Source organism: Streptomyces panaciradicis, from assembly GCF_023516615.1.
GTDB lineage: Bacteria > Actinomycetota > Actinomycetes > Streptomycetales > Streptomycetaceae > Streptomyces > Streptomyces panaciradicis.
The window spans coordinates 136,261-157,573 of record NZ_JAMGBF010000023.1 but is presented as its reverse complement, the minus strand read 5'-3'; the positions used below and the strand labels follow the sequence as shown (position 1 = coordinate 157,573).

23 protein-coding genes and 8 tRNA genes are annotated in these 21,313 nt (G+C 69.9%); 23 read left to right on the top strand and 8 right to left on the bottom strand.

Going from position 1 to position 21,313, the window contains the following annotated elements; translation table 11 throughout:
• Nucleotides 1–1,958: sensor histidine kinase (locus M8J74_RS11190; RefSeq protein WP_249836212.1), on the bottom strand; the 1,958-nt coding region annotated here is incomplete at its 3' end.
• A 568-nt stretch (nucleotides 1,959–2,526) separates the two neighbouring features.
• Here M8J74_RS11190 and M8J74_RS11185 point away from each other — a divergent pair.
• The 13 genes from M8J74_RS11185 to M8J74_RS11125 all read left to right on the top strand — a co-directional run bounded on the left by M8J74_RS11185 (nucleotide 2,527) and on the right by M8J74_RS11125 (nucleotide 7,424).
• Nucleotides 2,527–2,715, top strand: coding sequence for a hypothetical protein (locus M8J74_RS11185; RefSeq protein ID WP_249836211.1), 189 nt, complete (start codon nucleotides 2,527–2,529; stop codon nucleotides 2,713–2,715).
• 157 nt (nucleotides 2,716–2,872) lie between these two features.
• Nucleotides 2,873–3,658 (top strand): fumarylacetoacetate hydrolase family protein, encoded by a 786-nt coding sequence (locus M8J74_RS11180; RefSeq protein ID WP_249836210.1) that lies wholly within the window; start codon nucleotides 2,873–2,875, stop codon nucleotides 3,656–3,658.
• Nucleotides 3,651–5,165, top strand: a complete 1,515-nt coding sequence (gene gltX / locus M8J74_RS11175; protein ID WP_249836209.1) for a glutamate--tRNA ligase — start codon at nucleotides 3,651–3,653, stop codon at nucleotides 5,163–5,165. Before M8J74_RS11180 ends, gltX begins: the two co-directional genes overlap by 8 nt.
• 137 nt (nucleotides 5,166–5,302) lie before the next feature.
• Nucleotides 5,303–5,806 carry a ricin-type beta-trefoil lectin domain protein gene (locus M8J74_RS11170; protein ID WP_249836208.1) on the top strand — a complete coding sequence of 168 codons (504 nt, stop codon included), beginning with the start codon at nucleotides 5,303–5,305 and terminating at the stop codon, nucleotides 5,804–5,806.
• 55 nt (nucleotides 5,807–5,861) lie between these two features.
• Nucleotides 5,862–6,593 carry an HAD family hydrolase gene (locus M8J74_RS11165; protein ID WP_249836207.1) on the top strand — a complete coding sequence of 244 codons (732 nt, stop codon included), beginning with the start codon at nucleotides 5,862–5,864 and terminating at the stop codon, nucleotides 6,591–6,593.
• A gap of 90 nt (nucleotides 6,594–6,683) precedes the next feature.
• Nucleotides 6,684–6,755, top strand: a tRNA-Gln gene (locus tag M8J74_RS11160).
• Nucleotides 6,756–6,776: 21 nt separating this feature from the next.
• Nucleotides 6,777–6,849: transfer RNA gene (locus M8J74_RS11155), tRNA-Glu, on the top strand.
• A gap of 21 nt (nucleotides 6,850–6,870) precedes the next feature.
• Nucleotides 6,871–6,942: transfer RNA gene (locus tag M8J74_RS11150), tRNA-Gln, on the top strand.
• Nucleotides 6,943–6,970: 28 nt separating this feature from the next.
• A tRNA-Glu gene (locus tag M8J74_RS11145) sits at nucleotides 6,971–7,043 on the top strand.
• A gap of 21 nt (nucleotides 7,044–7,064) precedes the next feature.
• Nucleotides 7,065–7,136: transfer RNA gene (locus M8J74_RS11140), tRNA-Gln, on the top strand.
• Between the two features lie 21 nt (nucleotides 7,137–7,157).
• Nucleotides 7,158–7,230: transfer RNA gene (locus M8J74_RS11135), tRNA-Glu, on the top strand.
• 21 nt (nucleotides 7,231–7,251) lie between these two features.
• Nucleotides 7,252–7,323: transfer RNA gene (locus tag M8J74_RS11130), tRNA-Gln, on the top strand.
• 28 nt (nucleotides 7,324–7,351) lie between these two features.
• Nucleotides 7,352–7,424: transfer RNA gene (locus M8J74_RS11125), tRNA-Glu, on the top strand.
• A gap of 51 nt (nucleotides 7,425–7,475) precedes the next feature.
• On the opposite strand, the gene M8J74_RS11120 is transcribed toward M8J74_RS11125, so the two are convergent.
• Nucleotides 7,476–8,120 (bottom strand): MerR family transcriptional regulator, encoded by a 645-nt coding sequence (locus M8J74_RS11120; RefSeq protein WP_249836206.1) that lies wholly within the window; start codon nucleotides 8,118–8,120, stop codon nucleotides 7,476–7,478.
• Nucleotides 8,121–8,207: 87 nt separating this feature from the next.
• Here M8J74_RS11120 and M8J74_RS11115 point away from each other — a divergent pair, with 87 nt between their 5' ends.
• Complete coding sequence (locus M8J74_RS11115) at nucleotides 8,208–8,729, top strand: DUF4188 domain-containing protein (protein WP_249836205.1); 522 nt, start codon at nucleotides 8,208–8,210, stop codon at nucleotides 8,727–8,729.
• Nucleotides 8,730–8,825: 96 nt separating this feature from the next.
• Here the strand turns inward: M8J74_RS11115 and ndgR are convergent, their stop codons facing one another.
• Entirely contained in the window at nucleotides 8,826–9,542 is a 717-nt protein-coding gene (gene ndgR / locus M8J74_RS11110; protein WP_026278050.1) for an IclR family transcriptional regulator NdgR, read from the bottom strand.
• Nucleotides 9,543–9,732: 190 nt separating this feature from the next.
• Here ndgR and leuC point away from each other — a divergent pair, with 190 nt between their 5' ends.
• The 4 genes from leuC (at nucleotide 9,733) to M8J74_RS11090 (ending at nucleotide 13,321) form a co-directional block, all read left to right on the top strand.
• The gene (leuC, locus tag M8J74_RS11105) at nucleotides 9,733–11,157 is read left to right on the top strand and encodes a 3-isopropylmalate dehydratase large subunit (protein ID WP_058922969.1); all 1,425 of its coding nucleotides are present in this window, start codon (nucleotides 9,733–9,735) and stop codon (nucleotides 11,155–11,157) included.
• Nucleotides 11,158–11,163: 6 nt separating this feature from the next.
• Nucleotides 11,164–11,757, top strand: a complete 594-nt coding sequence (gene leuD / locus M8J74_RS11100) for a 3-isopropylmalate dehydratase small subunit (RefSeq protein ID WP_249836204.1) — start codon at nucleotides 11,164–11,166, stop codon at nucleotides 11,755–11,757.
• A 254-nt stretch (nucleotides 11,758–12,011) separates the two neighbouring features.
• Entirely contained in the window at nucleotides 12,012–12,242 is a 231-nt protein-coding gene (locus tag M8J74_RS11095) for an SCO5555 family protein (protein WP_249836203.1), read from the top strand.
• A 137-nt stretch (nucleotides 12,243–12,379) separates the two neighbouring features.
• Nucleotides 12,380–13,321 (top strand): HU family DNA-binding protein, encoded by a 942-nt coding sequence (locus M8J74_RS11090; protein ID WP_249836202.1) that lies wholly within the window; start codon nucleotides 12,380–12,382, stop codon nucleotides 13,319–13,321.
• Nucleotides 13,322–13,384: 63 nt separating this feature from the next.
• Here the strand turns inward: M8J74_RS11090 and M8J74_RS11085 are convergent, their stop codons facing one another.
• Nucleotides 13,385–13,576 (bottom strand): hypothetical protein, encoded by a 192-nt coding sequence (locus tag M8J74_RS11085; protein ID WP_058922965.1) that lies wholly within the window; start codon nucleotides 13,574–13,576, stop codon nucleotides 13,385–13,387.
• Nucleotides 13,577–13,586: 10 nt separating this feature from the next.
• Nucleotides 13,587–14,225, bottom strand: coding sequence for a 2-phospho-L-lactate guanylyltransferase (gene cofC / locus M8J74_RS11080; RefSeq protein ID WP_249836201.1), 639 nt, complete (start codon nucleotides 14,223–14,225; stop codon nucleotides 13,587–13,589).
• Nucleotides 14,226–14,407: 182 nt separating this feature from the next.
• Between cofC and M8J74_RS11075 the strand changes: the two genes are divergently transcribed.
• Genes M8J74_RS11075 through M8J74_RS11065 form a run of 3 tightly spaced genes read left to right on the top strand, consistent with a single transcriptional unit; the run spans nucleotide 14,408 to nucleotide 17,405 of the window.
• Nucleotides 14,408–15,184, top strand: a complete 777-nt coding sequence (locus tag M8J74_RS11075; protein ID WP_249836200.1) for a lysophospholipid acyltransferase family protein — start codon at nucleotides 14,408–14,410, stop codon at nucleotides 15,182–15,184.
• Nucleotides 15,181–16,191: an NAD(P)H-dependent glycerol-3-phosphate dehydrogenase gene (locus M8J74_RS11070; RefSeq protein WP_058922962.1), complete on the top strand. Its 1,011-nt coding sequence runs from the start codon at nucleotides 15,181–15,183 to the stop codon at nucleotides 16,189–16,191. Before M8J74_RS11075 ends, M8J74_RS11070 begins: the two co-directional genes overlap by 4 nt.
• Nucleotides 16,192–16,250: 59 nt before the next feature.
• Entirely contained in the window at nucleotides 16,251–17,405 is a 1,155-nt protein-coding gene (locus M8J74_RS11065) for a D-alanine--D-alanine ligase family protein (RefSeq protein ID WP_249836199.1), read from the top strand.
• Between the two features lie 5 nt (nucleotides 17,406–17,410).
• Here the strand turns inward: M8J74_RS11065 and M8J74_RS11060 are convergent, their stop codons facing one another.
• Together M8J74_RS11060 and M8J74_RS11055 are read right to left on the bottom strand one after the other, a co-directional pair.
• Nucleotides 17,411–17,899, bottom strand: coding sequence for a DUF3515 domain-containing protein (locus tag M8J74_RS11060; protein WP_249836198.1), 489 nt, complete (start codon nucleotides 17,897–17,899; stop codon nucleotides 17,411–17,413).
• A 20-nt stretch (nucleotides 17,900–17,919) separates the two neighbouring features.
• Nucleotides 17,920–18,153 (bottom strand): Lrp/AsnC family transcriptional regulator, encoded by a 234-nt coding sequence (locus tag M8J74_RS11055; RefSeq protein ID WP_003997603.1) that lies wholly within the window; start codon nucleotides 18,151–18,153, stop codon nucleotides 17,920–17,922.
• A 206-nt stretch (nucleotides 18,154–18,359) separates the two neighbouring features.
• Between M8J74_RS11055 and M8J74_RS11050 the strand changes: the two genes are divergently transcribed.
• A complete protein-coding gene (locus M8J74_RS11050) occupies nucleotides 18,360–19,325 on the top strand; it encodes a thiamine-phosphate kinase (protein WP_058922959.1) in 966 nt (321 codons plus the stop codon).
• Nucleotides 19,322–20,122 carry a bifunctional hydroxymethylpyrimidine kinase/phosphomethylpyrimidine kinase gene (gene thiD, locus M8J74_RS11045; RefSeq protein ID WP_249836197.1) on the top strand — a complete coding sequence of 267 codons (801 nt, stop codon included), beginning with the start codon at nucleotides 19,322–19,324 and terminating at the stop codon, nucleotides 20,120–20,122. Before M8J74_RS11050 ends, thiD begins: the two co-directional genes overlap by 4 nt.
• Here the strand turns inward: thiD and M8J74_RS11040 are convergent.
• A complete protein-coding gene (locus M8J74_RS11040; RefSeq protein ID WP_249836196.1) occupies nucleotides 20,097–21,293 on the bottom strand; it encodes an FAD-dependent monooxygenase in 1,197 nt (398 codons plus the stop codon). The two genes, thiD and M8J74_RS11040, sit on opposite strands and share 26 nt — an antisense overlap.
• Nucleotides 21,294–21,313 lie beyond the last annotated feature (20 nt).

Here is a 21,313-nt window from a genome sequence, read left to right as displayed (position 1 = left end):
ATACCGGTGTCGTGGATCTCGATCAGGACGCGGCCGTCGGGCAGCGCGTGACCGGTGACCTTGACCTTGGTCTGCGGCGAGGAGAAGGAGGTCGCGTTCTCCAGCAGCTCGGCGAGCAGGTGCACGAGGTCGTTGACCACGCGGCCGGCCACTTCGGTGGTCGGTACGGCGGCCAGCTCGATGCGCTCGTACTGCTCCACCTCGGAGGCGGCGGCGCGGAGCACGTCGACCAGCGGGACCGGGCGGGTCCAGCGGCGGCCGGGCTCCTCACCGGCGAGGACGAGGAGGTTCTCACCGTTACGGCGCATACGCGTCGCGAGGTGGTCGAGCTTGAACAGCGAGGACAGCTGGTCGGGGTCGGCCTCGCGGGACTCCAGCTCGGAGATGAGCGAGAGCTGACGCTGGATGAGGCCCTGGGAGCGGCGCGAGAGGTTGGTGAACATCGCGTTGACGTTGCCCCGCAGCAGGGCCTGCTCGGCGGCGAGGCGGACCGCCTCGCGGTGCACGTCGTCGAAGGCCGCGGCCACCTGGCCGATCTCGTCCCGGGAGTGCACACCGACCGACTCGACGGAGGTGTCGACGTCCTGCGGGTCCGACTCCGACAGCTGGGCGACCAGCTCGGGCAGACGGTCCTGGGCGACCTTGTTGGCGGTCTCCTGCAGACGGCGCAGCGAGCGGATCATGGACCGGGCGATGACGAAGGCGCCGACGAGCGAGACACCCAACACGAGCAGGATCAGCGCACCGGAGATGATCGCTTCCTGCTCCGAGGAGTTGCGCAGCTCGCGGGCCTTCTGCTCCATGTCCTCGAGCAGCGAGTGCTCGATCTTCTTCATCTGCTCGATCTTGGTCGAGCTGTCGTCCACCCAGTCCTGGTAGGACCGCTTCTGCAGGTCGTCCAGGCCGTTCTGGGCGGCCAGGGCGCGGCTGGCGTAGGTGTCGGACGCCTGGATGGTGGCGTTGTTCTCCTCGATGGGCTTGAGGAGGGCGGTCGCGCTGTCGGAGCCGTAGATGCTCCGGAAGCTGCGCAGGTCGGACTTCTGGCTCTCCAGCGCCGACTGGGCGTAGAGCCGGTCGTTCTCGGAGAGCTGGCCGACCGTGGTGTTGTTCGCGGGCAGGGCCGCCGCGAGGACGGCGCGCTGCATCGACGCGTACTCCTTGGCCGAGGAGAAGGCGGCCAGGGAGCGCGTGCGCTGGATCATCTCGGGGTTGCTGGTGGCCTCCGCCATGTCCTGGGAGAGGTCCAGCAGGTGCGTGATCAGACGGTGGTAGGCCTCGACCGTCTGCGAGGAGTTGAGCCGGGCCTCGTACGCCGTGGAGCGGATCTTCGACAGCGTCTCGAGGTCGCCGACCACGCCGACGAGGCTCTCGCGCACACCGAGGAGCGAGCCGTCCTTGTTGGAGGTGTCGATCTCCTCGGCGGCGTCGATGAAGTTCTGCTTGGCCCGGTCCGTCTTGTCCCGGTAGCCCTTGACCGTGTAGTCGCTGGCCTTCGAGCCGTGCGCCAGCGGGCCGGCGGACTGGTCGCGCTCGTCCTGCAGCGCGGCCGCGAGCTCGGTGGCCTGCTTGGTCATCTCCGTCAGCAGCCGCATGTTGTCGAGCTGCTGGATGTCGTCCATGTTGTCGCTGATGCGCAGGGCGCCCAGCGAGGTGGCCGCGACCACGGGGAGGGCGAGCAGCGAGACAAGGCGCGTGGAGATACGCCAGTTGCGCAGCGCTATTCGCGACCCCGGGCCGCTCGGGCCCTGGACCGGCTTGATCGGGGGAGCCGCGGGGCTCGGCGACCCGGCGGGTGCCGACGCGCCGGGGCGCCCGGAGCGCTCGCCGCCGTCGCCGGACGATGCCGGGCCCGGGCTCTGGGCGTGCTGGGGGGAGGGACTGCCGGCATTGGGGCCAGTCCCGCCGTGCGGCTCCGGCTCCGCCGAAGCACTGCCATCCCTCTTGAAACGTCCCTGCACTAGCGTCGCAACCTCTGGACCAGGCGCCCCTCCGCGTGAACGGAAAGACACGGTGTCGGCGTTTTCGAAGGCGCCCTGAACGCGCCCCCTGGTGGTCGTGAGTGACCGGCGCTGGCTCCCCCTATCTCGCCGCCACCCGGCGCTCGTAGCGCCCCCTGTGCGCCGGCTCGATCCTGCGGCGGTCCGTGGCATTCCAGCACAGTGCAGGATCTCCAACAAGGCTCGTACGCCATGCCGTGACCTACGTGACAGCATGTGAGTGCCGAGTCACCTGCCGTAGAAAGATAACTCCCGCATAAGGGGCATACACCCGCGAGTTCGACGGGATCGGACCCTGTCCCAGTCGCCATGATCAGGAGCGGAATGATGGCTTCAGGGGGTCAATGTCCGTTTCACCGGGATGGATTGGAGTTCGGAATTGACCGGTTTGTCCCTGGCGTGGTGAGCAAACTCACATGCTGATCATGGGGTCTTCACGACTTCGGCGGGGAATCCGATGTTTAGCCTGACGCTTTACAAGACGTAGGCAACTGCCAACCCCCGACGGACGACAGGGTCGAGTACAACCGTGAAGACGACGATGATGTTCCGCAACATAGCCAACCCGCGGCGCACGACGCTGGCCCACTTCGAGGACTCCGGCGCACTGCAGACCCCGGAGCAGCCGGAGCACTCCCTCGATCTTCCCACCCAGACCGCCAACCCCAAGCGCACCGTCCTCGTGGAGGTCCCCGTCGCGGCCTCCGTCGCCGAGTAGTACGCACGCCGCGGGCTGATCATTCAGCCCGCCCGGCGGAAGATCCTTCCAGGCGCCCCGCGCGGTGCTGCGCAAGTCGGCGCCCTCGGGGGTGCCCCTGCCGCGTTAGCCTGAAGCGTCAGACTCCAGCCGGCCAAGTGAGGGGCGCAAGGATCCCGTGCGCATCGCCAGATTCTCCATCGACGGGAACGTCGCCTTCGGCGCGGTCGAGGGCGACAAGCCGGACGAGCTCGTCCTCGACATCATCAAGGGCATCCCGTTCGCGGACTTCGAGCTCTCCGGTACGAAGGTCCCGCTGAGCAAGGTCAGGCTGCTGCCGCCGGTGCTCCCCAACAAGGTCGTGGCCTTCGGCCGCAACTACGCGGAGCACGCCCGCGAGCTGGGCAACGAGGTGCCCGACGCGCCGTTCGCCTTCTTCAAGCCGTCCACCTCCGTGATCGGCCCGGGCGACGAGATCCGCTACCCGTCCTTCACCGAGGACCTGCACCACGAGGCCGAACTCGCCGTGGTCATCGGCCGCATGTGCCGGGAGGTCCCGCGCGAGCGCGTCGCCGACGTGATCTTCGGCTACACCTGCGCCAACGACGTCACCGCCCGTGACGTGCAGAAGCGCGAGAAGCAGTGGGCCCGGGCCAAGGGCTTCGACAGCTCCTGCCCGCTCGGCCCCTGGGTGGAGACCGGACTGGACCTCGAGACGGCCTCGGACCTGACCGTCCAGCTCACCGTCAACGGCGAACAACGCCAGCTCGGCCGCACCAGCGAGATGATCCACCCGATCGAGGACCTGATCGTCAACATCACCGAGGCCATGACGCTGCTCCCCGGCGACGTGATCCTCACGGGCACCCCGGCAGGCGTCGGACCGCTCACCGTCGGCGACGAGGTCGCCGTCACCATCGAAGGCATCGGCACTCTCACCAACAAGGTTGTCAAGCGTGGCTAGCGCACCCTCCCCCAAGCCCTCGACTTCGCTCGCGCAGGGGGTACCCCCACGCGTCCGTTTCTGTCCTTCGCCCACCGGTAACCCCCACGTGGGCCTGGTCCGCACCGCCCTGTTCAACTGGGCCTTCGCCCGGCACCACCAGGGCACCCTGGTCTTCCGCATCGAGGACACCGACGCGGCCCGCGACTCCGAGGAGTCCTACCAGCAGCTCCTCGAGGCGATGCGCTGGCTGGGCTTCGACTGGGATGAGGGCCCCGAGATCGGCGGCCCGCACGCGCCGTACCGCCAGTCGCAGCGCATGGACATCTACCGCGACGTCGCGCAGAAGCTCCTGGACGCCGGCCACGCTTACCACTGCTACTGCTCCCAGGAGGAGCTGGACACCCGCCGCGAGGCCGCCCGCGCCGCCGGCAAGCCGTCCGGCTACGACGGCCACTGCCGCGCCCTCACCGAGGCGCAGGTCGAGGAGTACAAGGCCCAGGGCCGCGCCCCGATCGTCCGCTTCCGGATGCCCGACGAGACGATCACCTTCACGGACCTGGTCCGCGGCGAGCTGACGTTCACCCCGGAGAACGTCCCGGACTACGGCATCGTCCGCGCCAACGGCGCCCCGCTGTACACGCTGGTCAACCCGGTCGACGACGCCCTGATGGAGATCACCCACGTCCTGCGCGGCGAGGACCTGCTCTCCTCCACCCCCCGCCAGGTCGCCCTGTACAAGGCGCTGACCGAGCTGGGCATCGCCAAGCAGACCCCGCACTTCGGCCACCTGCCCTACGTCATGGGCGAGGGCAACAAGAAGCTGTCGAAGCGCGACCCGCAGTCGTCGCTGAACCTCTACCGCGAGCGCGGCTTCCTGCCCGAGGGCCTGCTCAACTACCTCTCGCTGCTCGGCTGGTCGCTCTCGGCGGACCAGGACATCTTCTCCGTCGAGGAGATGGTCGCGGCCTTCGACATCGCCGACGTCAACCCCAACCCGGCGCGCTTCGACCTGAAGAAGTGCGAGGCGATCAACGCCGACCACATCCGCCTGCTCGACGTGAAGGACTTCACCGAGCGCTGCGCCCCCTGGCTGAAGGCCCCCTTCGCCCCCTGGGCGCCGGAGGACTTCGACGAGGCGAAGTGGCAGGCCGTCGCCCCGCACGCGCAGACCCGTCTGAAGGTCCTGTCGGAGATCACCGACAACGTCGACTTCCTGTTCCTGCCGGAGCCGGTCTTCGACGAGGCGTCCTGGGCCAAGGCCATGAAGGAGGGCAGCGACGCGCTGCTGCGCACGGCCCGCGAGAAGCTGGAGGCGGCCGACTGGGCCTCCGCGGAGTCCCTGAAGGAGGCCGTCCTGGCCGCCGGTGAGGCCCACGGCCTCAAGCTCGGCAAGGCCCAGGCCCCGGTCCGCGTCGCCGTCACCGGCCGCACGGTCGGCCTGCCCCTCTTCGAGTCCCTGGAGATCCTGGGCAAGGAGCGCACGCTGGCCCGGATCGACGCGGCGCTGGCGAAGCTCACGGCGTAGGGCACACGCGCGTGAAGGGCGGCGGCCGTTGCGGCCGCCGCCCTTCCGCTTTCGTCCAGGCCCGCTTGTCCTGATCGACGGCGCGTGTTCATGATCGGTTGGCCCGGGCGTCGCGGGCCGTCCCGATGCTCATGATCATGTCATCCTGGAGAACGTCACTGAGACTGAGCACCCCGGTGGGGCTGGCCGCCGTGCTTCTCGCGGCCGCGGGCACCCTGACCCCGGCGTCCGCCCAGACCGACTGGACGTACACGAACGACTACGAGGGCAACTGCCTGGTGGCGTCGCCCACGACCGACAACGTCTGGTCGGGCACCTGCAACGACTCGCTCGTCACCCGCAACTGGCACTGGGGCGCGACGACCACCACCGCCTTCGGCTACACCTTCCGCCGGCTGGTGAGCAACGCCAACGGCGACTGCCTCACCACGGACTTCAAGAGCCAGAACAACGCCGTGTGGACGAGCCCCTGCGGCGGCAGCGGCCAGCAGTTCTGGAACGCCGACGGCCACCGCATCATGAACACCTGGGGACACCAGCTGCGCACCTCGGACAACGGCGACGCCGTCTACAGCAGCACGGCCGAGGTCACGGACCAGATCCCGCTCGCACGCTTCGACTGGTACGGCGCCCACGACTGACGGTTTTTCCGAGGGTGCGGGGACGTGCCGGCACGGCCCGCGTTACCGTCGGATCATGAGCATCCGCGCCGTGGTCTGGGACGTCGACGACACCCTCTTCGACTACACCACCGCGGACCGCGAGGGTATGCGGTCGCATCTCGCCGCCGAGGGCCTGCTGACCGGGGAGGAGACCCCGGAGCAGGCCCTCGCGCGCTGGCGGGAGATCACCGACCGGCAGTGGGCGCGGTTCTCCGCGGGGGAGCTGTCCTTCGAGGAGCAGCGTCGCGAGCGCATCCGGGTGTTCCTGGGCACACCCCTGGCCGCCGCCGAGGCCGACGCCTGGTTCAGTCGGTACATGACGCACTACGAGGCCGCCTGGGCCCTCTTCCCGGACGTCCTGCCCGTGCTGGACGCCCTCGCCGCCAGCCACCGGCACGCCGTGCTGTCCAACTCCAGCCTCACCGTCCAGGACCGCAAGCTGCGCACCCTCGGTGTGCACGACCGCTTCGAGACCATCCTGTGCGCCGCGGAACTCGGCGTCTCCAAGCCCCAGGCCGGCGCCTTCCTGGCCGCCTGCGAAGCCTTGGACCTCGCCCCGCGCGAGGTGGCGTACGTCGGCGACCACCCGGAGATCGACGGGCGGGGCGCCGCCGACGCGGGACTGCTGTCGGTGTGGATCGACCGCGGCGGCGTGTACAGCGCGGGTACCGCCCCCTTCGGACCCCACCGGATCGCCTCCCTCGCCGAACTCCCCGCGATCCTCGGCGCGGATACCCGTTTTGGAGCCCCGTCCACCTTCGGGTAATGTTCTTCCTGCGCCGCCGGGGAGCGGGCCGAAAGGCCGGAGCCGGGGGAGCGAACTAGAACAAGATCCCCTCAGGGGCTTGCGTTCCAGTGGCCTATGGTGTAATTGGCAGCACGACTGATTCTGGTTCAGTTAGTCTTGGTTCGAGTCCAGGTAGGCCAGCTCGCAGAGCTCATCTGCAAAGCCCCCGTTGTGTAGCGGCCTAGCACGCCGCCCTCTCAAGGCGGTAGCGCCGGTTCGAATCCGGTCGGGGGTACTGACTGGTCTAAACCATCACTGGTCTATGGTGTAATTGGCAGCACGACTGCTTCTGGTTCAGTTAGTCTTGGTTCGAGTCCAGGTAGACCAGCTCGGACCTGCGGAAACGCAGGCTCCACGCCCCCGTTGTGTAGCGGCCTAGCACGCCGCCCTCTCAAGGCGGTAGCGCCGGTTCGAATCCGGTCGGGGGTACTGACTGGTCTAAACCATCATTGGTCTATGGTGTAATTGGCAGCACGACTGATTCTGTTGCAGTTAGTCTTGGTTCGAGTCCAGGTAGGCCAGCTCGCAGAGCTCATCTGCAAAGCCCCCGTTCTGTAGCGGCCTAGCACGCCGCCCTCTCCAGGCGGTAGCGCCGGTTCGAATCCGGTCGGGGGTACTGACTGGTCTAAACCATCATTGGTCTATGGTGTAATTGGCAGCACGACTGATTCTGGTTCAGTTAGTCTTGGTTCGAGTCCAGGTAGACCAGCTCGGACCTGCGGAAACGCAGGCTCCACGCCCCCGTTGTGTAGCGGCCTAGCACGCCGCCCTCTCAAGGCGGTAGCGCCGGTTCGAATCCGGTCGGGGGTACAGACGGAAAAGGCCCTCTACTTCGGTGGAGGGCCTTTTCCGTGTCCGGGTTCACTCGAAGCCGTACCGCCGTGCCGACTCTTCCTCCTGGGCCAGCCGGTGCAGCGCGCGCAGCACCGGCTCGTTGAGGATCGCGCCCAGCACGGCGAACTCGACCTGCTCGGGCTCCGAGGGGTACGCCTCCATGTTGTCCAGGTCGAGGACGGCCGTCCGGTGCATCAACTCGGCGTAGGGCGCGAGCTGTTCGGCGCCCCACTCGTAGCCGAGCCGGTGCAGGGCGGCCACCGCCACGACCAGCGAGCGGTAGGCGGGGGAGAGGGTCGACACCTGCTCGGCGTTCCGCCAGCCCAGCCGGTCCAGGAGCGCGGTGGTCTCCCGGTGCGCCGTCCGCACGTACTCGTCGTCCTCGTCCGGCTCCGGCACCTGCGGCAGCGCCCACAGGGCGGCGCCGAGGCGGATCGTGCGGCCCAGGGAGTCGTCGTCGATGTGTCCGAGCACCTCGCGGACCGTCGCCACCGGGATCCGGCCGACCTGGATCATCGCGCGCACCAGGCGCAGCCGGCGCAGGTGTTCCTCCTCGTACTCGGCGGTCGTCGCGTTGAGCTGGCGGCCGGGAGGCAACAGGCCCTCGCGCAGGTAGTACTTGATCGTCGCGGTGGACACCCCACTGCGTTCGCTGAGCTCCGCCAGCCGCATCTCTTGCGCCTCTCCTTGGGAAGTGTCACTATCCAAGCATCGACCAGAAGGATAGTGCCGCTATCCGATGGAGTGCAGGGGGCTGCCGTGTTCACGAAGCAGGTGCTGGGTCGTACGACCGCGGACACCGAGGGGGACGTGGTGGTCCTGCTCATCGGGATGCGGGTCAATCACTTCTGGGCGGTGCACCAGTGGCTGCCGGTCATGATGGCGATGTTCCGCATGCTGGGGGAGCTTGCGCGGAATCATGACCGGGGGCTGCTGGGGCACGTGATGCTGACGGCCTCGCCGCGGACCTACTACGTGGTCCAGTACTGGGAGTCCAAGGAGAAGCTGTACGCCTACGCGCACTCGCCCGAGATGTTCCACCACCGGGCGTGGGCGATCGTCAACCGCAAGGAGCGCGCCGGGAAGACGCGCGGGCACGTGGGGCTGTGGCACGAGGCGTACGTGGTGCCCGAGGGATCCTACGAGGCGATCTACCTCGACATGCCGGCCTTCGGGCTGGCCCGGGCGCACGGGCAGGTGCCGGTGGAGCGCCGGGGCCGCTCCGCGAAGGACCGGTTCGCGCACCGGTCGGGGCCGAAGGCGGCCGAGCGAGCCGAGTGAGCCGAATGAACGGGGGGAACGGGGGATCGGGGAGGGCCTGCCGCGGCGTTGGGGCGGGCCCTCCCCGATGACGTTCCCGAGAAGGGGCGCCGGGGGTCAGCCCGAGCGGCGCAGGGCCTCCGAGAGGCGGGCGGCGGCGTCGATGACCGCCTGGGCGTGCATCCGGCCGGGGTGGCGCGTCAGGCGCTCGATGGGGCCGGAGACCGAGACGGCGGCCACCACGCGGTTGGACGGACCGCGTACGGGCGCCGAGACGGACGCGACGCCCGGCTCGCGCTCGCCGATGGACTGGGCCCAGCCGCGGCGCCGTACGCCCGACAGGGCCGTCGCCGTGAAGCGGGCGCCCTGCAGGCCCCGGTGGAGGCGCTCGGGCTCCTCCCAGGCCATCAGGATCTGCGCGGAGGAGCCGGCCTTCATAGTGAGCGTCGAGCCGACCGGGACCGTGTCCCGAAGACCGGACAGGCGTTCCGCGGCGGCCACGCAGATGCGCATGTCGCCCTGGCGGCGGTAGAGCTGGGCGCTCTCGCCGGTGACGTCCCGCAGGTGCGTGAGCACCGGGCCGGCCGTCGCGAGGAGCCGGTCCTCGCCGGCCGCCGCCGCGAGTTCGGCAAGCCGCGGGCCGAGAATGAAACGGCCCTGCATGTCGCGTGCCACCATGCGGTGGTGCTCCAGGGCCACGGCCAGTCGGTGGGCCGTTGGTCGTGCCAGTCCGGTGGCCGCCACCAGTCCCGCGAGGGTGGCCGGGCCGGACTCCAGGGCGCTCAGGACAAGGGCTGCCTTGTCCAGGACGCCGACGCCGCTACTGTTGTCCATGCAACGATACTCACGTCTCACTCTGTGAAACGCAAGTTCCTTTTTTCGTGAGACGCGCAACCCTTGTATCCACAGCGGCCCGCTGACCGAACGGGCCGGATGACGGATGCCCGTGAACTGGGGCCGGGCGCACCGTCTCCTCAAGATCTCTAGTTGGGCCGGTGGACGTTTGCCGGCCGGAGGGAAAGCGATGGGTAGGACACTCGCGGAGAAGGTCTGGGACGACCACGTCGTCCGGCGCGCCGAGGGCGAGCCCGACCTCCTCTTCATCGATCTCCACCTCCTGCACGAGGTGACCAGCCCGCAGGCCTTCGACGGCCTGCGTCAGAACGGCCGCCCGGTGCGCCGTCTCGACCTCACCATCGCCACCGAGGACCACAACACCCCGACCCTCGACATCGACAAGCCGATCGCGGACCCGGTCTCCCGGGCCCAGCTGGAGACGCTGCGCAAGAACTGCGCCGAGTTCGGCGTCCGGCTGCACCCGCTCGGCGACGTCGAGCAGGGTGTCGTGCACGTCGTCGGCCCGCAGCTGGGCCTGACCCAGCCGGGCACGACCGTCGTCTGCGGCGACTCGCACACCTCCACCCACGGCGCCTTCGGCGCGCTGGCGTTCGGCATCGGCACCTCGCAGGTCGAGCACGTGCTGGCCACCCAGACGCTGCCGCTGGCCCGCCCGAAGACCATGGCCATCACGGTCGACGGCGAACTGCCCGACGGCGTCACCGCCAAGGACCTGATCCTGGCGATCATCGCCAAGATCGGTACGGGCGGCGGCCAGGGCTACATCCTGGAGTACCGCGGCTCCGCCATCGAGAAGCTCTCGATGGAGGCCCGCATGACCATCTGCAACATGTCGATCGAGGCCGGCGCCCGCGCGGGCATGATCGCCCCCGACGAGACCACCTTCGCGTACCTCGAGGGCCGCCCGCACGCCCCCGAGGGCGCCGACTGGGACGCCGCGGTCGCGTACTGGAAGACGCTGCGGACGGACGACGACGCCGAGTTCGACGCCGAGGTCGTCATCGACGCCGCCTCGCTGTCGCCGTTCGTCACCTGGGGCACCAACCCCGGCCAGGGCGCGCCGCTTTCGGCGTCCGTCCCCGATCCCGCTTCGTACGAAGACGCATCGGAGCGCCTCGCCGCCGAAAAGGCCCTGGAATACATGGGGTTGGAGGCCGGACAGCCGCTGCGCTCCATCAACGTGGACACCGTCTTCGTAGGTTCCTGCACGAACGGCCGCATCGAGGACCTGCGCGCCGCCGCAGAGCTCCTCAAGGGCCGCAAAGTCGCCGACGGCGTACGGATGCTGGTCGTCCCCGGCTCCGCCCGCGTCGGTCTGCAGGCCGTCTCCGAGGGTCTGGACGTCGTCTTCAAGGAGGCCGGCGCCGAGTGGCGGCACGCCGGCTGCTCCATGTGCCTGGGCATGAACCCCGACCAGCTGGCCCCCGGCGAGCGCTCCGCGTCCACCTCCAACCGCAACTTCGAGGGCAGGCAGGGCAAGGGCGGCCGTACGCACCTGGTCTCGCCGCAGGTCGCCGCCGCGACCGCCGTGCTGGGTCACCTGGCCTCGCCCGCCGACCTGTCCGCAGCCCCCGCGCCCGCTGGAGTCTGATCAGTCATGGAAGCATTCACCAAGCACACCGGCCGGGCCGTCCCGCTGCGCCGCTCCAACGTCGACACCGACCAGATCATCCCTGCTCACTGGCTCAAGAAGGTGACCCGGGACGGTTTCGAGGACGGTCTGTTCGAGGCCTGGCGCAAGGACGCGGACTTCATCCTCAACCGCCCCGAGCGGCAGGGTGCCACGGTCCTGGTCGCCGGCCCCGACTTCGGCACCGGCTCCTCCCGCGAGCACGCGGTGTGGGCGCTGCAGAACTACGGCTTCAAGACCGTGATCTCCTCCCGGTTCGCGGACATCTTCCGCGGCAACTCGCTCAAGAACGGCCTGCTCACGGTGGTTCTGGAGCAGAAGATCGTGGACGCGCTGTGGGACCTCACCGAGAAGGACCCCACTGCTGAGGTCACTGTGGACCTTGAGGCCCGTGAGGTGCGGGCGGAGGGCATCACCGCCTCCTTCGAGCTCGACGAGAACTCCCGCTGGCGGCTGCTGAACGGGCTGGACGACATCTCCATCACCCTCCAGAACGAGCCCGACATCGCCGCCTACGAGGCGAAGCGGCCGTCGTACAAGCCGCAGACGCTCCAGGTCTGATCCCCGGCAGCCGGGCAAGACCAGTTTCAGCCACTCAGTACCCCCGATCGGCTCCGATCGGGGGTACTGCTGTGTCCGCACCCGATCGCTCCCGTACGAAGGCTGGCCTTTGTTCAACTTCCCACGTTAAAACGGTTGTTGCCGGGGTACGCGAGGTCTCGAGCCGTGACTTCCGCAGACGCCCGGAGGGCCGTTTGAGGTGGCAGTTGCACCCTGGGCAGGCGACAACTCGCCCCAGATGGCACAATCTGTGCATGGAACACGACGGCCAACTCGAGCTCTATGCGGCAGTCGCGGACCGACTGAAAGAAGCGCACTCAAGGGTGCGCGCACTGCAAGTCCCGGAGGGCGTACGGATGGCGCTGACCCGGAAGCTGCTGGTCATTACGGCCGCGGCCAAGCACGATCTCGCCGACGCGGCAAGGCGACTGGAGGCGTTCACCGCGGACCTCGACGAGGGGCGAATCCCCGAAGGGGACCGCTGATCGCAGCCGGTGCAGCCGAGTTCGTTGCGGCGCATGGGTGATAAGCCCGTTTCGTGTTTGATTTGCGGTATATATCTGCCTAACGTGCGAAAAAGCTTGAACACTTTCGTTCTGGCGATGTCTCCGAAGGGGAAGACGTGAACAAGGCGCAGCTCGTAGAAGCGATTGCCGACAAGCTGGGCGGCCGCCAGCAGGCCGCCGACGCTGTCGACGCGGTCCTGGACGCCATCGTCCGCGCGACCGTCGCCGGAGACCGGGTCTCGGTCACCGGCTTCGGCTCGTTCGAGAAGGTCGACCGTCCGGCCCGCTACGCTCGCAACCCCCAGACGGGCGAGCGGGTTCGGGTCAAGAAGACCTCCGTCCCGCGCTTCCGTGCCGGCCAGGGCTTCAAGGACCTGGTCAGCGGCTCGAAGAAGCTCCCGCGCGGCGGCGAGGTCGCCGTCAAGAAGGCCCCCAAGGGCAGCCTGACCGGCGGCGCGACCGCGACCGTGAAGAAGGCCGCGGCGAAGAAGACCACGGGCGCCGCGAAGAAGGCCACCGCGAAGAAGACGACGGCCAAGAAGACCACGGCCGCCGCCGCGAAGAAGACCACCGCCAAGAAGACGACGGCGAAGAAGACCACGGGCGCCGCGAAGAAGGCCACCGCGAAGAAGACGACGGCCAAGAAGACCACGGCCGCCGCCGCGAAGAAGACCACCGCCAAGAAGACGACGGCGAAGAAGACCACGGGCGCCGCGAAGAAGGCCACCGCGAAGAAGACGACGGCCAAGAAGACCACGGCCGCCGCCGCGAAGAAGACCACCGCCAAGAAGACGACGGCGAAGAAGACCACGGGCGCCGCCAAGACCACCGCGGCCAAGAAGACCACCGCCAAGAAGGCCACGGCCAAGAGCGCCCCGGCGAAGAAGGCGACGGCCAAGAAGGCCCCCGCCAAGAAGTCGACGGCTCGCACCACCACCGCCAAGAAGGCCACGGCCAAGAGCGCCCCGGCGAAGAAGGCGACGGCCAAGAAGGCCCCCGCCAAGAAGTCGACGGCTCGCACCACCACCGCCAAGAAGGCCACGGCCCGCAAGAGGTAACGGGCACAGGGGCACTCACGCGCCGGGCCGGACTTCCGTGACGGAGTCCGGCCCGCGGCGTTCTCAGAACGTCTGCAGCGTGATCAGCGTGATGCGCGGGCCGCTGGTCTCGACGCGGACCCGCTGCCCCGGGCGCAGCAGCCGCAGGCCGCCCGCGTCGAACGCCTCCCGGTCGAAGGGCATCGGGGTGCCGTCGTCGAGGAGGACCTGCCCGCTGCGGGTCTCGGGGTCGTACGTGTATGCGGTGGCCTGCATGAGGGGCAGCCTACTGCCCGGGGATCAGCAACCGCGCGGCCACCGCGGCCGTCCGGCGCCCCACTCCGAGGGCCAGCGCCGCGCGCAGGTCGTCGCCGGTGTCCACGTCCTGGCGTACGGAATCCACCTCCGTCAGCGCCAGTTCCACGGCGCCGGACGCGCGGTGCCGGGCGCGGGAATCCGGGCCGAAAGCCGGACGCAATTCCTCGGCCGGGGACGCGGCCAGCAGGGTGGTGCCGATTGCGGCCGCATCGGCGAGGAAAGCGCGCGGGAATTCCGCGGCCGCGTCCAGGACCCGGGACAATTCCAGCGGGCGCAGCGCCGGCAGATCGGCGTTCAGCGCCGCCACGGCGCCGTCGGGCCGGTCGGCGCGGACCGCGGCCGCGCCGTGCGCCAGGGCCGCGTTGAGGCCGCCCCGCGGCTCGTCGGTGACGATGCGGGCGCCGAGCACGGCCAGCTCCCGGCCCGCCAGGGCGTCGTCCGTGACGACCGCCACATCCTTCACCGCCGGGCAGGCCAGCGCCGCGGTCACGGTGTCCTGCGCGAACGCGAGGGCCAGACTCGGGCGGACCGCGTCGTGGGCGGTGTCCGCGAGCCTGCTCTTGGCTCGCGCCAAGGGTTTCAGGGGTATGACCAACGTCCACTGCACGAGCGTTTCGCCCCTCTCCTGTCGCGGTCATTGTCACTCAGCCGTCACCCGGGCCATCTGGCGGTCGCGTCGTCGGGGCGTACGGTGTTCTCGACAGACCGGCGGCCTGGGGCGACACTTGTGCGGCCCCCAGGTCCGATGTACCGGGCCGACGTCCTTGGCCCCTAGAGGAAGGTGCGCGCGTGCCCCGCCGCAGAATCGGCTTCTGGTACCGCTTCGCCGCGGTGCTCTGCAAACCGCCGCTGGTGGTTCTGATCAAGCGGGACTGGCGCGGAATGGAGCACATTCCGGCCGAGGGCGGATTTATCACCGCGGTGAACCACAATTCCCATGTGGACCCCTTCGCGTACGCGCACTATCAGTACAACACCGGACGGGTTCCGCGATTCCTCGCGAAGAGCGGCCTTTTCAAGAAGGGATTCGTCGGAGCCGCGATGCGCGGCACCGGCCAGATCCCCGTCTACCGCGAGTCCACCGACGCCCTCAGCGCCTTCCGCGCCGCCGTCGCCGCCGTCGAGCGCGGCGAGTGCGTCGTGTTCTACCCCGAGGGAACGATCACCCGGGACCCGAACGGCTGGCCCATGACGGCCAAGACGGGTGCCGCCCGGGTCGCCCTGCAGACCAAGTGCCCGGTGATCCCCGTCGCCCAGTGGGGAGCCAACGAACTGCTGCCGCCGTACAGCAAGAAGGCGTACGTCCTGCCGCGCAAGACCCACCACGTGCTCGCGGGCCCGCCCGTGGACCTCTCGCGCTTCTACGACCAGGAGATGACCGCGGAGGTCCTCAAGGAGGCCACCGAGGTCATCATGGCCGCCATCACCCGCCAGCTGGAGGAGATCCGCGGCGAGAAGGCGCCCGACACCCCTTACGACCCGCGCCGGGAGCGGATCGAGCAGCGGCGCAGGACGCAGGCGCAGACGCAGGGCAAGGCAGAGCAGGAAGAGGGGCAGGGTACGTGAGCAAGCCCGTCAAGGCGGCCGTCTTCAGCGCCGGTTCGTGGGGCACCGCGTTCGGGATGGTGCTGGCCGACGCGGGGTGCGAGGTCACCCTGTGGGCCCGGCGTCCGGAGGTGGCCGAGGCCATCAACTCCCGCCGTACGAACCCCGACTACTTCCCCGGCGTGGAGCTCCCGGAGAACGTGCGGGCCACCACCGACCCCGCCGAGGCCGCCGCGGGCGCCGACTTCACGGTCCTGTCCGTGCCCTCCCAGACCCTGCGCGCCAACCTCGCCGAATGGGTGCCGTTGCTCGCGCCCGACACGGTCCTGGTGTCGCTCATGAAGGGCGTCGAACTCGGCTCCACCATGCGGATGAGCGAGGTGATCGACGACGTCGCCAAGGTCGGCGCCGACCGCATCGCCGTCGTCACCGGGCCCAACCTCGCCCGGGAGATCGCCGCCCGGATGCCGGCCGCCGCCGTGGTCGCCTGCACCGACGAGACCGTCGCCCGGCGGCTGCAGACCGTCTGCCACACCCCGTACTTCAGGCCGTACACCAACACCGACGTCGTCGGCTGCGAACTCGGCGGCGCCGTGAAGAACGTCATCGGCCTGGCCGTCGGCATCGCCGACGGCATGGGCCTCGGCGACAACGCCAAGGGCTCGCTCATCACGCGCGGACTCGCCGAGACCACGCGGCTCGGTGTCGCGCTGGGCGCCGACCCGCTGACGTTCGCCGGACTCGCCGGCCTCGGCGACCTGGTCGCGACCTGCTCCTCGCCGCTGTCGCGCAACCACACCTTCGGCACCAACCTCGGCAAGGGCATGACCCTGCAGGAGACCATCGCGGTCACCAAGCAGACCGCCGAGGGCGTCAAGTCCTGCGAGTCCGTGCTGGATCTGGCCCGCCGGCACGGCGTCGACATGCCGATCACCGAGACGGTCGTCGCCATCGTGCACGAGGGCAAGCCGCCGGTGGTCGCCGTCAAGGAGCTGATGTCGCGCAGCGCGAAGCCCGAACGACGCTGAGCGACGCCGCCGGTGGCACGCTGTCTCAGGGCACTACCACCGGGTACTCTCAACCCGATATGAGCACCGAGAACCTTCCCCAGAGCCCTGAGCAGCCGCCTCGCAAGCCGCGCGTGGCCGTCGTGTTCGGCGGGCGCAGCTCCGAACACGGGATCTCCGTGGTCACCGCGGGCGCCGTCCTCAAGGCCATCGACCGGACCAAGTACGACGTCCTGCCGATCGGCATCACGCGGGAAGGACGCTGGGCCCTGACCGCCGACGAGCCCGACCGCATGGCGATCGCCGACCGCCGTACGCCCGAGGTCGAGGACGTGGCCGAGTCGGGCGAGGGCGGCGTGGTGCTCCCGCTGGACCCCGGCAACCGCGAAGTCGTCGTCAGCGAGCCCGGATCGGTGCCCAAGGCGCTCGGCGAGGTCGACGTCGTCTTCCCCGTCCTGCACGGCCCCTACGGCGAGGACGGCACCCTGCAGGGCCTGCTGGAGCTCTCCGGTGTGCCCTACGTGGGCTCGGGCGTGCTCGCCTCGGCCGTGGGCCAGGACAAGGAGTACATGAAGCGGGTGTTCACCTCCTTCGGGCTCAAGGTGGGCCCGTACGTGGTGATCCGGCCGCGCGAGTGGGAGCGGGACGAGGCCGCCGCCCGCAAGAAGATCGTCGACTTCGCCGGCGAGCACGGCTGGCCGCTGTTCGTGAAGCCCGCCCGCGCCGGCTCCTCGATCGGCATCACCAAGGTCGACGACATCGCCGGGCTCGGCGAGGCGATCGCCGAGGCGCAGCGCCACGACCCGAAGATCCTCGTCGAGGCGGCGCTGCGGGGCCGCGAGATCGAGTGCGGGGTGCTGGAGTTCGAGGACGGCCCGCGGGCCAGCGTCCCGGCCGAGATCCCGCCGCCGCAGGAGCACGCGTACTACGACTTCGAGGCGAAGTACATCGACTCCACCCCGGGAATCGTGCCCGCGCCCCTGACCGGCGAGGAGACGGCCGAGGTCCAGCGCCTGGCGGTGCAGGCCTTCGAGGCGGCCTCGTGCGAGGGACTGGTCCGCGCGGACTTCTTCCTCACCGACGAGGGCTTCGTGATCAACGAGATCAACACGCTGCCCGGCTTCACGCCCATCTCGATGTACCCGCAGATGTGGCAGGCGACCGGAGTGGCCTACCCGGAACTCGTCGACCGCCTGATCCAGGCGGCCCTGCGCAGGTCCACGGGCCTGCGCTGACCGATCTAGTCGGCGATCCCCTCGGGGATCGCCTTCTTCACCGCCGGAGCCAGGTCGACGAGCGGGGACATGCCGTCCCCGGTGCGGGCCTTGGGGATGGTGACCTCGACGTACGCCTTGCGCAGCGTCGTCGTGAAGCGGAACGAGCCGTCGTCCCGCTTCTCCAGCAGCCACCCCACGCCGTTCACCTCGACCCCGTCGGCCTCCGGATCACCCATCTTCGCGGGCCGGTCGACGCCGCAGCGCAGTATGATCGCCGGGTTCCCCCAGCCCGCGGTCAGCGCGGACGCGGGCGTGGGATCCCGGCGATCCTGGCCGTCGACCTCGGACGGCAGCGCCTTGCCCAGCTTCTCGCACCACCCGGTGATCTTCGTGCCCGGCGAGGGAACCGTCGCCGACGCGCCGTCGTCTGCTGATGAGCAGCCCACGGCAGTGAACAGGGCGAGTGCGGGCAGCCCGGCAAGGGCGCGGCGCCGGTGACGAGAGAAGTTCACCGGCCAAGGGTAGACGGGGGCTACAGATGGACGACCGGGCAGGTCAGGGTGCGGGTGATGCCGTCCACCTGCTGGACCTTCGCGACCACCATGCGGCCGAGGTCGTCCACGGTGTCGGCCTGCGCCCGCACGATCACGTCATAGGGTCCTGTCACGTCCTCGGCCTGGATCACCCCAGGAATCTTGCTGATCGTCTCGGCGACGGTCGACGCCTTGCCGACCTCCGTCTGGATCAGGATGTACGCCTGTACCACGGAACCTCCAGGGCGGCCACGAGGATCATGTGGGGAAAAGGAACGCCACGGTATCGCGTCGCCGCTCGCCACGGGGAGACCCGCGGCGGCCGCGGTCCCCGCGCCGGGGTGCGGACAGGACACAGGTTGACGGACAACTCGACCGTATCGAGGACACTGATGACGCGCGACCGGGAACGGCAAGGGACAGAAGGGGACCAGCGGCAATGAAGGGCACTGTTGGTGAGCTCGGGGAGTTCGGGCTCATCAGGGAGCTCACCTCCCGTCTCACCACCACCCCGGCGGTCCGGGTCGGCCCCGGCGACGACGCCGCGGTGGTCGCCGCACCCGACCGGCGGGTCGTGGCCTCCACCGACATCCTGCTGGAGGGCCGGCACTTCCGCCGCGACTGGTCCACGGCGTACGACGTGGGCCGCAAGGCCGCCGCGCAGAACCTCGCGGACATCGCCGCGATGGGCGCCGTCCCGACCGCGCTGCTGCTCGGCCTGGTCGTGCCCGCCGAACTCCCGGTGACCTGGCCCAGCGAGCTGATGGACGGCCTGCGTGACGAGTGCCAGGTCGCGGGCGCCTCGGTGGTCGGCGGGGACGTCGTACGAGGCGACACGATCGTGGTGTCGATCACCGCGCTCGGCGATCTGCGCAACCAGGAGCCCGTCACCCGGGCCGGCGCCCAGCCCGGCGACCTCGTCGCCGTCACCGGCTGGCTCGGCTGGTCGGCCGCCGGGTACGCCGTGCTGTCCCGGGGGTTCCGCTCGCCGCGCGCCTTCGTGGAGGCGCACCGGCGCCCGGAGCCGCCGTACCACGCGGGACCGGCCGCGGCCGGGCTCGGCGCGACCGCGATGTGCGACGTCAGCGACGGTCTGATCGCCGACCTCGGGCACATCGCGGAGGCCAGCAAGGTCCGTATCGACATCCGCTCCGGCGCGATCGACATCCCGTCCCAGATGAACGACATCGGGCAGGCCGTCGGCGTCGACCCCATGCAGTGGGTGCTCAGCGGGGGAGAGGACCACGCGATCGTGGCGACCTTCCCGCCGGACGTGAAGCTGCCCGCCCGCTGGAAGGTGATCGGCGAGGTCCTCAACCCCTCGGCGCTGCCTCAGGTGACGGTCGACGGGGCGCCGTGGACCAGCAAGGGCGGCTGGGACCACTTCGGGGACATCGAGTCGTGAGGCCGCGGGTGCTGACGGTCGCCGGCTCCGACTCCGGCGGAGGGGCCGGGATCCAGGCCGACCTGAAAACGATGCTCGCGCTGGGTGTGCACGGCATGAGCGTCGTCACCGCCGTCACCGCCCAGAACTCCCTTGGCGTGCAGGGGGCTTGGGAGCTGCCCGCGGAGGCGGTGCGGGCGCAGTACCGCAGCGTCGTCGACGACATCGGCGTCCAGGCGGTGAAGACGGGGATGCTCGCCTCGGCCGAACTGGTAGCCCTGGTCGCCGAGTTGATCACCGGGACGGACGCTCCGGCGGTGGTGGACCCGGTGGGCGTCTCCAAGCACGGGGACCCGCTGCTCGCCGCCTCCGCCCTGGACTCGATGCGCGAGCGGCTGCTCCCGGTCGCCACCGTCGCCACCCCGAACCTCGACGAGGTCGCCCAACTCACCGGCGTCCGCGTCGAGTCGGAGGACGGGCTGCGGCAGGCGGCGGCGGCCGTCCTGGCGTACGGGCCGCGGTGGGTGCTGATCAAGGGCGGCCACCTGCCCGGCGACGCCGTGGACCTGCTCACCGACGGCTCGGCCGAGCACTGGCTGCGCGCCCCGCGCCACGACAACCGGCACACGCACGGCACGGGCTGCACCCTCGCCTCCGCGATCGCCTCGCAGCTCGCGAAGGGGCGGTCCGTGCCGGAGGCGGTGCACGCCGCCAAGGACTACGTCACCGGGGCGATCGCTGCCGGGTTCGCGCTCGGCGGCGGGATCGGGCCCGTCGACCACGGCTGGGCCCTCAGTACGGGTAGTCCCTCAGCGTGATGCCCGTCGCCGCCTTCTCGGTCATCCGCTTGAAGAAGCGGGCCAGCGGGCGGGAGGCGAGGATCCGGTACATCCGGTCCCGGCTGCGGATGCGCCGCTCGGTCGGCGGGGCGAAGAACGGCCCGGCGTTGCCGGAGATCTTCTGGCAGCCCTTGGCGAAGTCCCGGACCCGGCTCTCGTACTCGGCGAAGGCGGTCCGGAAGTCGCCGTCCGCGAGGGCGAGTTCACCGGCGAGGACATACGCCCCGACGATCGCCACGCCCGTCCCCATGCCGCCCATGGTCGCCCCGTAGCCGGCGTCCCCGAGCAGCGCGACGCGCCCCTTGGCGAGGCGGTCGACGTGGATCTGGGCGATGGCGTCGAAGTACGGATCGTCGGCCTGCTCCAGGGCCTTGAGGGCGGCCGGGGCCTCCCAGCCCATCCCGGAGAAGCGTTCCACGAGGATCCGCTTGACCTCCGTGACGTCACGGCGGTCGTAGCGCAGTTCCCCGGACCGGAAGACCAGCAGCGTGTGGCAGCGGTCCGGGTCGCCGTCGTAGTTGGCCAGCACGAGCGCGCGGCCGGGCTCGCTGTAGACGCGGCCGGTGCGGTCCAGGCCCAGGTGGTTGGGCGCGTCGAAGCCGGCCACGTAGTGGTCGAGGAAGCGCAGGTGACGGGACTCGTCGCCGAAGACCAGCCGGCGGGTGCGGGAGTGCAGTCCGTCCGCGCCGACGACCAGGTCGAAGCGGCGCGGCGCGCCCCGCTCGAAGGTGACGTCGACGCCCCGGGGGTCCTCGTCGAGGGCGGCGATCGAGTCGCCGAAGACGTACTCGACGTCGTCCCTGGTCCGCTCGTACATGATCCGCGCGAGGTCGCCGCGGAAGATCTCCACGTCGCCGCTCATCAGCTCCGCGGGCAGGTCCACGCGCGGGTTGCCGTCCGCGTCGACCACGATCTGGCGGCCCATGTGGGTCTGGCGGGCGTAAATCTCGTCCCAGATGCCCATGGAGGTCAGGACCCGGCGGTGGACGTGGCCGCGGAAGTCGACCGCGAAGCCGCCGCCGCGCAGTTCCGGGGCCTTCTCCACGACGGTCACCCGGGCGCCGAACCGGGCCAGGTTCAGCGCGAGGGCGGGGCCGGCGACACTCGCGCCGGAGATCAGGATGTTGAGGTCGCTGAGGTTCTTCGTCATGCGAGCAGCTTCGGCGGGAG

Excerpts from the sequence above, each read along its gene's own strand:
- M8J74_RS11170 (WP_249836208.1), top strand. The coding sequence starts at position 5,303 with ATGTCATCCTGGAGAACGTCACTGAGACTGAGCACCCCGGTGGGGCTG.
- M8J74_RS11120 (WP_249836206.1), bottom strand. The coding sequence starts at position 8,120 with ATGCGGCTGGCGGAGCTCAGCGAACGCAGTGGGGTGTCCACCGCGACG.
- M8J74_RS11095 (WP_249836203.1), top strand. The coding sequence starts at position 12,012 with ATGGAACACGACGGCCAACTCGAGCTCTATGCGGCAGTCGCGGACCGA.
- M8J74_RS11040 (WP_249836196.1), bottom strand. The coding sequence starts at position 21,293 with ATGACGAAGAACCTCAGCGACCTCAACATCCTGATCTCCGGCGCGAGT.
- leuC (WP_058922969.1), top strand. The coding sequence starts at position 9,733 with ATGGGTAGGACACTCGCGGAGAAGGTCTGGGACGACCACGTCGTCCGG.
- leuD (WP_249836204.1), top strand. The coding sequence starts at position 11,164 with ATGGAAGCATTCACCAAGCACACCGGCCGGGCCGTCCCGCTGCGCCGC.
- M8J74_RS11050 (WP_058922959.1), top strand. The coding sequence starts at position 18,360 with ATGAAGGGCACTGTTGGTGAGCTCGGGGAGTTCGGGCTCATCAGGGAG.
- ndgR (WP_026278050.1), bottom strand. The coding sequence starts at position 9,542 with ATGGACAACAGTAGCGGCGTCGGCGTCCTGGACAAGGCAGCCCTTGTC.
- M8J74_RS11165 (WP_249836207.1), top strand. The coding sequence starts at position 5,862 with ATGAGCATCCGCGCCGTGGTCTGGGACGTCGACGACACCCTCTTCGAC.
- M8J74_RS11065 (WP_249836199.1), top strand. The coding sequence starts at position 16,251 with ATGAGCACCGAGAACCTTCCCCAGAGCCCTGAGCAGCCGCCTCGCAAG.
- M8J74_RS11085 (WP_058922965.1), bottom strand. The coding sequence starts at position 13,576 with ATGCAGGCCACCGCATACACGTACGACCCCGAGACCCGCAGCGGGCAG.